The sequence below is a fragment of the Sphingobium sp. genome (assembly GCF_003248505.1).
Lineage (GTDB): Bacteria > Pseudomonadota > Alphaproteobacteria > Sphingomonadales > Sphingomonadaceae > Sphingobium.
The window spans coordinates 1-9,193 of the sequence record NZ_QFOA01000100.1 but is presented as its reverse complement, the minus strand read 5'-3'; the positions used below and the strand labels follow the sequence as shown (position 1 = coordinate 9,193).

The window sequence follows — 9,193 nt, the reverse complement described above, 5'->3', positions numbered from 1 at the left end:
AGCACCGCAAGTTCGCCGCCTAACATCAACCCCCTGACGAGGTCCGCACTCCGCTAATCTACGCCGCGAGTTGTGCCGAATGTTCTGACGACGGACAGGAGGTACATGCCATGCCGGCGGAAAATGGTTGGAGTTACCATCGGGGTCGCTCTGAGCTCACATGGCGCTGAAATGCTAACTGATTACTGATCGGAACACCCAGTTCATAACTGGAATGCTTGATCCAAGTCATGCTAATGACTTGCAACATCGGCGTTGCATGGCTAGCGGGGCCTGGACAAGAGAGGGACGCCATGTATCGCCGATCAACTATCCTGCTTGCCAGCAGCGCTTTTACCCTGACCGTCGCGCCAGCGCTCGCGCAGCGGCCTCCAGTATCGGAGAGTGCAGACAATATCGTCGTCACGGCGACGCGGACCATCTTGCCTGCCAATGCCTTGCCGCTGACCGTCGACGTGATCGGCCAAGAGGCGCTGAACCAGCAGGTCGCGATTGGCGGCTCGATCGTCGATGCCGTCTCGGCGCTGACGCCGTCTTTCTCGCCGACGCGCCAGAAGCTGTCGGGCGCTGGCGAGACGCTGCGTGGTCGCTCGCCGCTTTATGCGATTAACGGCATACCCCAGACGGCGCCGCTGCGCGATGGCGCGCGCGATGGCTTCACCATCGATCCCTTCTTCGTCGACCGGGTCGAGTTGATCTACGGCTCCAATGCGCTCCAGGGCATTGGTGGGACCGGCGGCATCGTCAATCAAGTGACGGTCGCGCCGCCCAAGAGCGACGGGCTTTCGGGTCGAATGCTGGTTCAAGGCAATGCCGATACCGGCTTTCATGGCGACGGCATCGGCGGCAAGGTCGCTGGCCTGATCGCTTGGCGCGGTGGCCGCTGGGACGCGATGGTGGGGGGCGCCTATGAAAAACGGGGGGCCTTTTATGACGGCCATGGCGACCGCGTGGGAACCGACCTGACCCAGGGCGAAACGCAGGACAGTCGTAGCTGGTCGCTATTTGGCCGGTTCGGTTATGCACTGAGCGACACCGCGCGCATCGACCTCATCATGAGCCGCTTCCAGTTGAAGGGCGAGGGCGACTATATCGCGTCCAACGGCGATTACCTCATCGACCGGCCGACCACGTCCATTCGCGGTACGCCGCCGGGCGTCCCGGCCACCAGCCGCACGGAAAGCGCGGCCTTGTCGCTGACCGATAGCGATCTGGCCGGTGGTAACCTGATCGCCCAGCTGTTCTTCAACCGTTCGCGTGACACTTATGGCGGTGAGATTGCGCCGATCGCGACCTTCCAGGACGCCAGTATCGCGCCGATTGGGACATTGTTCGATCAATCGCAGAATCGCAGCCGCAAATATGGCGGCAAGCTCAGCTATGAGCGCGCCGTCCCGGGGTTCGAGGCGCTGACCGCCACGATCGGCCTCGATGCGCTTTATGACCTGACCGACCAGCGCTTGATCGCCACCGGGCGGAGCTGGGTGCCGCCGACCGACTATCGCAGCCTTGCGCCGTTCGCCCAGGCGAACCTCGCGCTGTTCGACAAGAAGCTGCGCATTGCGGGCGGTGTCCGGCATGAGGATGTGAAGATCAGCATCGACGATTACACCACATTGGCCAGCTATGGGGGCGTGGCGGTGTCGGGCGGCACGCCGCGCTTCAGTGACACATTGATCAATGGCGGCGTCATCCTGGAGCCCTGGGCGGGCATTCGCGCCTATGCCAGCTATGCCGAAGGCTATACCGTCCCCGACGTCGGCCGGATCGCTCGCGCTGTCGGCACGGCGGGAGTCGACATTGACGATTATGTCAATATCGAGCCGATCGTTTCGAACAATCGCGAGATCGGCATAGAATTGAAGCGGGGACCGCTCGATGCCAGCGCCGCCTATTTCTGGTCGACCAGCAAGAATGGATCGCTGCTGGTCCAGACCGCGATCGGCGCGCCGTTCGAAATCCAGCGCCAGCGCGTCGAGATTCAGGGGTTGGAGCTGAACCTGAGCGTCAAGACGCCTTTGCCATTCCTTACCCTGTCGACCGGCTATGCCCATCTGAGCGGGCGTACCGACGGGTCGGCCAATGGCATTGACGTGGTGGATCGCGACCTGGACGGCGCCAATATTTCGCCCGACCGCCTGAACATCGCCGCCAGCTATGTGCAGGGTCCATTGTCGGCGCGCATCCAGACGCAATTCTTCCTGTCGCGCCAGTTCGAGCGGACGCCCAATGCCTATCCGGCGCTCTACCGCTTCGGCGGTTATGATACGACCGACATCAGCCTGCGGTATCAAACCGGCTTTGGCGCGCTGTCCCTGTCCGCGCAGAATATCTTCGACAGCTTCTATATCGATTATTACAGCCAGACGGTCAGGCCGAACGATAACGCCCATTATTTTGCCGGACGCGGCCGCAATTTCACCTTGTCCTGGGACTATCGCTTCTAGTGAAAATGATCGACCTGCTGCACCGCTGGACCGGTGGCCTGATCGGGCTCCTGCTGGCGCTATTGGGGCTGAGCGGTGCCTTGCTGGTCCATAAGAATGCCTGGACGCTGGCGCCGCATGCACATGACCGGCGGTCAGACGACATCAGCCAATTAGCGACGGCGACGCAGATGCTTATGGCAGACCCGGCCAGCAGGCCGCAGTCGATCACCTATGCGTCGGACGATTTCGGCCTGCTGCGCCTGCTCTACAAGGCGGGCAACGGCGCCTATGCCGACCAGCATGGCACCGTCGTGCTGCAATGGAACAGTCAGTGGGAACGTCCCGAGCTGTGGCTGTTCGATCTGCACCATCATCTGTTTAGCGGCGATGCGGGCGAAGTGGTGATCGGCATGGCCGCTATATGCGGTCTGTTCTTCGTGGTCACCGGCCTTTTGCTGTGGTGGCGTACGCGCAAGACCTTCGAATGGCGGCTTGTGCCTGCGCGGATGACCCGACCGGCGATTATGCGGCATCATCGCGACCTGGGCGTCGTCGTCGCGCCACTCCTGCTGCTCTCGTTGCTGACCGGCGCAATACTGGTGTTCCGTCCGATGGCGGCGCTGCTGTTTGGACCGGGCGCGCCGGCCCAGATCGATCGGTCCCTGGCTGCGCCGCCACCGCGGACCGGCCGGCTGGCACCGCATCTGGATTGGGCGCGCATGATCGTAACCGTGAAAGAACGCTTCCCCGATGCAGAATTGCGCAGTCTCACCTTGCCGCGCAAGGATAGCGGGCTGATTACCGTGCGGGTGCGGCGGCCACAGGAATGGCTGCCCAATGGCCGCACGACCCTGTGGTTCGCGGCCGACAGCGGCGTGCTGGTCGCCACGCGGGATGCATCGAAGCTCCCAACAGCGGTAAAGGGCTATAATCTCCTCTATCCGCTGCACGCGGCAAAGGTCGGCGGGCTTGCGTTCAGGATGTTGATGACCCTGTCCGGATTGGCGATGACCCTGCTCGGTACGCTGGCGGTCTGGTCCTTCTGGTTCAGGCGGCCGAAGCGGAGGTCTTGAAAATCGTCGATCCACTATGCTGAGCCGCACCCTCTTGAAAGAGGTCGTTGATCTTCTGATTTTAAATTTCAGACAAGCTCTGTCCGGAAAGCGCAACCCTTCGAACGCTTCCAGAGTTTCTCTGCACTGCCGATACCGAATAGATGGGCATCCTTGATATCGACCAGCTTATCCTAAGCGATCGTCATTGCCGCTGGTGCGCCGTGCCCGCATTGGATGCCCCTGCACCGGCGTAACAGAAAACCAGACGGGTGGCAGGGCGTGAGTTGGTTCGATGTGGCAATGTGATGTGAAACGTTTCCTGCAGGCCGAATGCACGTTCAGCGGCAGGAAAATAGTTCGTCAAACAGGCGTCTGGCTTCCTCAAGTCCTTCAGGGGATAGTTCAACGGAGCGGGCTTTTCCGACCGGGTTGGAAATCAGGCCGCGTCCATGCAGCCGTTCCATCGCCTCCCAGTCGAAACCTTTCCAGGCCGCGCCTGTCACTTTGAGGTTCAACCACAACAATGCGAGTATGGTCTGATCGACCCGATCGGTGTCGACATCGTCTGTCATCCCAGCGAGACCTTAGATCGATCAAGAAGCACGCCAAGACGCTTGCGATCGGCTGTCAGAGGATCGTTTGCCGTTTCGGAAAGGGCGTCGGCAGTATGCTCGAATAAGGCGATGCAATGTTCGCCATTATCGTGATTGGCGCGGTAGCTCAGGCCGTCGGGCGCGTCGCTATGGTCATGAAGCGCGCGCGACCAAGCCTGCGCCGTTGCATGTAGTCCGCTGCTGATAATGCTTGTCGCGCCGACCGCAGCAAGGCCCGGCCCATGCAGGGAGACGAGTCGCAGCGTTCTGGCAGCGACCACTGTCGTCACCGACCGTTCCGCCAGGAAGGTATAGGATAGGAGTGTCGCGCCGACGGCACGCAGGCAGGTTTCCGCAAAGGCGCCCTCCAGCGACAGGGCCAAATAGCAGACACCGAAAATGCTCTGCGGATCATCGAACCTGTTATGTCCGGTCTTGCCAAAATGCAGCGCCCCTAAATCGGATCGATGCAGTCGATAAAGCGCTGTGCCAGGAGCAATTGTCTCGATCGGCAAGGCGCGCGAGGCGAGATCAGCGGGCGGCTCGAAATGCGGATCAGGCTGCGCCATGCTCGCCATAGGCTGCGGCGGCTCTTGCCACGTCATCAATCCGCCCCTCGCGCAAAACGTCGATCGGTCGCGCGCCGCCCAGACGATAGTCGCCCGTCAGCATGAAATTAACGCGCGTCCACGAATCTTCGACGTTGAATGCGTCGAGTACCTCACGCACACCCGGCAACAGGCCGTCCGGGCCCAGCTGAAATGCCGGAAAAGCATAGCCATGGCCCGCCTCGAGCCAGAAAACCTGATTTTTGGAGCGCTTCTTGCCCAGGCCCTGCTGGGTAATGGCAAGATGGCCAGCGAGTTGCTGAGCCGACAGGGCGCCACCATCGCCCTTGAGCAATTCGCGCTTACGCTCCGCGCCGCGCAGGAAAGCCTCCGTCAGAGGATCGGGCGTGTCAGGCTCGATTTCTGTTCCGATCGCAACCGCATCGCGCAGCGACCGAAACAACACATCGGTATCTGTAGATGCGCCTACCGCTTCGATCAGGCGGTCGCGCGGCATATGCTCTGCAATACGCATAAGCGCCCGTTTCGCGCGTTGGAGAAAGACTTCCACCAGATCATCGCTGGCGCCTGTAGGCACCTGGCCCACCGCTGGCGGTTTCGCAGATGTGCCGACCCGCCCAGCACGCCTGCTTGGGGTTCGATGTGGTGTCGTCCCGCCAGCCATCTCAGTTCCTAGCAATAGATTGTTTCATATTTCTCTGGAAAGGTATCATAATAATCATGAAACCTCAATGCTGCATCGGCGACTGGCCAACGCGGAAGATTTGGTAGCTGTGCTTTCAATCGGCACCGACACGCCCGGCCCGCAGGCATGTCCTGCACCCCTACTGACATTTCGCTCATACGACCATTCTGCAGGAACTCATGCGAGCAGCAGCGTCGCAAGACTGTCCATCACCTTGTCCATTTTCGCTCTCGTCCGGTCCGACAAGCGGATGAAACTCCGCCTGCGATCACGAGGATCGGGGATTCGATCGAGCAGGCCGTCATCGACCATTTCGACGGTCCTGCGATAGCCGGTCGTTTCTGATCGCCCCGAATTGCGCGAAAACTGCCTGAACACTTCCTCCATGTCTTGCTGCTCGATCATGTAGAGATCGAGAAGCATCATCCATTCCGACCACTGATATCGGTCGAGACCCAATTCGCGTTCAGTGATCCGCGGCTGCTCGATCAGCGCATGGCAAATACGACGGCGCGCCACGACACATTACCCGTCATCACCCGGCTGGCTGGCCGTGTTTGGTGAAAGACGGCCCGCCCGATAGTCCGCGATCAACTGCTCCTGTTCGGGATGGAGAATATCTATCGCGCCTTGCGCTGCATCGGCAGCATCACTGAGCAGCAGGGACGGACAACGCCCCTCATAGGTACCAAGATTTGGCCGATGTGCCTGATAGCCTGCAAGCGACATGAGGGACCGGGGGAGCGAACGGGCGATTTCGGGGGGATAGGCGAGCCACGGCAGTTCATAAGGCTTGAGCCAGCCCAGGCTGTAGCTGATGATCATGCCCCGGCGGGCGTCGAGCGACCGATTAGCGCCGCCAGCATGCAAGGTCGATCCCAGAAATACCAGCGCGTCGCCAGGGTTCATCTCCGCCGCGATGGCTTCCTCCAGCGGCATGACGATATCATCCTGTCGTCGGTGGCTGCCAGGCCAGATGAGGGTCGCGCCATTCTCCGCCCGATAGGAAGTGAAGGGCCACATCACGTTGATCATATATTCAACATCAGGAGAACGAACCGGCCACATGTCCTGATCGCGATGAGGTGGCTGTGGGAGGCCACCCGGCTCTATTTCGATCGCCTGGGTGAGATTGATCTGGATCGTATCGCACCAGGGCTTGAGAAAGGTTTCGACGATCGCGACAACCAGTGGATCGAGCGCGAAGCGGCCGATATGGCGCGATCGACGAAGGAGCCCGTGAAATCGCCGCGTCTTCTCGCCATAAAATGGACCCGTAGAATGGGGCGTTGATTGGAAATCCGATGCGAGGTCGTTCGCCAGCCTGTCAACCAGGAGGGGCGGGACAGCACCGCGAATGATGCAGTAGCCGTGGGCATCAAGTTGTGTGCAGCATGAGTGCGTATCCGGCGCCAGCCGGTCGATAGCGATGATAGTCATGAAGTATCTCCTTCACGCCGCAGCGCGGCCGTCAGCGTGGGCATGGACGATGCGCATGGGCACATATGTGCCTGCTGTCCGCAATTTGTCGGGCGTATCGCTGTCGATTTCGATAACCAGCGCCCCGGTGTTCAAGCCAGCAATATCTCTGGGAAGTCCGAGCGGCCTGCAGTCCCATCCCAGCGACAGGATCTGGCTCAGCCAGCCGGAATCCGCGATGCATGTGAACCGATCAATTCCCCGCAACAATGCAAACTCGACGACTGCCGTCGTCACGGCGTTGCGAACCTGCAGCCGACGCGCTGCCCTGTTGCGTGGCGACAGGCAGGCGCGACTGAGCTCGAAAACGTTTTCGCCGACAGGGATCGCGCCGTCGCACAGTTCGGGAAAGATACTCCCGAGGACATGCGGTCGCCTGCTGGGCAGCAACCGGATCGAGCCTTCATGTTCGCCCTTCTCGTTTGTGGCGACCACATAAATGGCATGTTCGTCGTCGAACTGGTCTATCTCGTAGGCGCCGTCGACGACCGGCACGTCCCAGCCCAGCAGATCGACGAAAATCTTTTTCCGGTCGCGATACATTCCATCAAGTATGGGCAGGCCGTTGGCCCACTGCGCGCCTTCGAAAATCTGGATCATGATGATGCTCCCTTGGTGGTGGAGAAGGCATCATCGGTGCGATGGACAATAACGGCCTATGACCCAAACTGGGTATTGCTATTGCTTTCGCAGCATTTCGGGAAAGCTCGCAATGCCGTCATACAGCACCCGGGCAATCAGATTGCACCGCTGGATGTTGCCATACGCCCTAAAAACCAATTTGCAGTGCTGGTGCGCCGTCTCGCGGGATATTCCCAGGATCATGCCCATTTCCGCATAGGTCTTGCCTTGACCCATAAGCAATATGACTTCGCGCTGCCTATCGGTGAACTGCGGGGGAGGCTCCAGCCCAAGTCCCGCCGCTGTTCGCGCCAGACGCCGAATGGCTTCGAACGCATGAGACGCAGCGAAGAAGGCCGCAGGCAAAACGTTGTGAGCGATGGTGCCCGAGGTCGGAGTGGCGAACGTACAACTTCCTGAATATTCGCCAGGGAGATGAACTGGGATCGTATAACCGGACTGGAAATTGCGTAACGCGCCGCGTTCGAGAATATGGCGATGCCGCTCATTCAATCGATTCAACAGGTGCGACTCCGGCCAGGCAAAGCCTGCATGTCGCCCGTTGCAAAGGAAGTGAATGGGGTCGTCCATGAAGTACCGCTCATGAAAGACTTCATTCAGCCAGCCCGACGAATAGTTTGAAATGCCAAAGGACGCGATCGGTGGATTGAGCAGGTCGACGTGGTGGCCAATGGCAAAATATTTGAAACCGAGAAAATATGTGAGGTGATCAAAGGTCTCATATATGCCCTGTTCGTCCTTCGCATCATAGAATGCCTGAATGATCGACTGGAATTCCTGGCTCTGTATCATGATTGTCTCCTTCATAGCGACGGATGCCATCACTCGAACCGTTGGCGACGGCTCGCTAGAATCCACGCTTGAAAATTCTATCAAGAATGCATCGCAACGGAAAATTTCTGTGCCGGTTCAATCCGTAAGTCAGCTTGGTTCGCAAGTGCGAAAGGATCGAGCGGACTGAAGGGGAGGCTGATGGGGGAAATGGAACCTGTCCGGTGACAGTATGACTTTATCAAAGGCCTGGCATGCCCTCCCGCTTCAAAAGCAAATTGGCTCATACGCCATGTATGCGCATCTCCGCTGCGCTCCGCGCGGCAAGGCAAGTGCGGAAGGACGCGCAATGCTTGCGTAGAATTATCCGTATGGTGCCTCCTGCGATCCGGCCAGTCCTTGAACTCTATTTTGTTCAGAGAATGGCTGTTGACGATATCGCCGCCCAACTCTGCATAGCCCCCGGAAAAGTGCGCCGACACATATTGCAAGCAGCGCGGCGCTTCGATGAAGAACAGTCTTCATAGTTGCAGTTCACAAACAATCTCCTGGAGCTCAAACTTGGCGGGAACGCCGTCACAGCTGCCGTCCAGGCGCTGGCCGAATGACTATTTTAGCATTTCGCATGGTTCCGCATCTTCGGGCCGTGCAGTGCCGATGCGACATGGGGCAGATAATTCTTAAGTTGCTTTGGCGAAAAAGCGGGTCGTGCGCAGCGACAGCTACGAACTCTGCAAGTGCATCGATGAAGTCCAACGACAATGTGCGGTGGCGCGTGGACATGTTGCCGAACTCGAACATGGATCACGCATAATCCGTCAGGCGAGACTGTGATGATAAAATCTTTTGAACTGGAATTTGAGGGCGAAGTCCTTTGCCGAAAGCTAGGCGGAACATGGCAAAAGGATCGTGGTCTGTGCCTATGTCCGGCTCATGATGATCATAATCCCAGCCTGTCTATCCGTGTTGG

Annotated in this window: 10 protein-coding genes; 3 read left to right on the top strand and 7 right to left on the bottom strand. The window is 59.1% G+C overall.

All coding sequences use genetic code 11. The features are described from left to right. Positions 1–293: 293 nt before the first annotated feature. Positions 294–2,447 carry a TonB-dependent receptor gene (locus DI606_RS18300; RefSeq protein WP_286867580.1) on the top strand — a complete coding sequence of 718 codons (2,154 nt, stop codon included), beginning with the start codon at positions 294–296 and terminating at the stop codon, positions 2,445–2,447. Then, positions 2,447–3,502, top strand: a complete 1,056-nt coding sequence (locus tag DI606_RS18295; RefSeq protein WP_286867578.1) for a PepSY domain-containing protein — start codon at positions 2,447–2,449, stop codon at positions 3,500–3,502. Before DI606_RS18300 ends, DI606_RS18295 begins: the two co-directional genes overlap by 1 nt. Positions 3,503–3,822: 320 nt before the next feature. Here the strand turns inward: DI606_RS18295 and DI606_RS18290 are convergent, their stop codons facing one another. The 7 genes from DI606_RS18290 to DI606_RS18260 form a co-directional block, all read right to left on the bottom strand. Next, complete coding sequence (locus tag DI606_RS18290; protein ID WP_286867575.1) at positions 3,823–4,056, bottom strand: DUF6429 family protein; 234 nt, start codon at positions 4,054–4,056, stop codon at positions 3,823–3,825. Beyond that, entirely contained in the window at positions 4,053–4,682 is a 630-nt protein-coding gene (locus DI606_RS18285; RefSeq protein ID WP_293985316.1) for an RES family NAD+ phosphorylase, read from the bottom strand. Before DI606_RS18285 ends, DI606_RS18290 begins: the two co-directional genes overlap by 4 nt. Next, a complete protein-coding gene (locus DI606_RS18280; protein ID WP_293985315.1) occupies positions 4,633–5,160 on the bottom strand; it encodes a hypothetical protein in 528 nt (175 codons plus the stop codon). Before DI606_RS18280 ends, DI606_RS18285 begins: the two co-directional genes overlap by 50 nt. A 348-nt stretch (positions 5,161–5,508) precedes the next feature. After that, positions 5,509–5,850 carry a MarR family transcriptional regulator gene (locus DI606_RS18275; RefSeq protein ID WP_286867570.1) on the bottom strand — a complete coding sequence of 114 codons (342 nt, stop codon included), beginning with the start codon at positions 5,848–5,850 and terminating at the stop codon, positions 5,509–5,511. 6 nt (positions 5,851–5,856) lie between these two features. After that, positions 5,857–6,771, bottom strand: a complete 915-nt coding sequence (locus DI606_RS18270; protein WP_286867567.1) for a phytanoyl-CoA dioxygenase family protein — start codon at positions 6,769–6,771, stop codon at positions 5,857–5,859. 12 nt (positions 6,772–6,783) lie between these two features. Continuing rightward, on the bottom strand, positions 6,784–7,410 hold the full coding sequence (locus tag DI606_RS18265) for an acyl-homoserine-lactone synthase (protein ID WP_286867564.1): 627 nt from the start codon (positions 7,408–7,410) through the stop codon (positions 6,784–6,786). 78 nt (positions 7,411–7,488) lie between these two features. Next, a complete protein-coding gene (locus tag DI606_RS18260; RefSeq protein ID WP_182914034.1) occupies positions 7,489–8,244 on the bottom strand; it encodes an autoinducer binding domain-containing protein in 756 nt (251 codons plus the stop codon). Between the two features lie 233 nt (positions 8,245–8,477). Between DI606_RS18260 and DI606_RS20390 the strand changes: the two genes are divergently transcribed. Further along, positions 8,478–8,750, top strand: a complete 273-nt coding sequence (locus DI606_RS20390) for a sigma factor-like helix-turn-helix DNA-binding protein (RefSeq protein ID WP_353682144.1) — start codon at positions 8,478–8,480, stop codon at positions 8,748–8,750. The last annotated feature ends 443 nt before the right edge of the window (positions 8,751–9,193 follow it).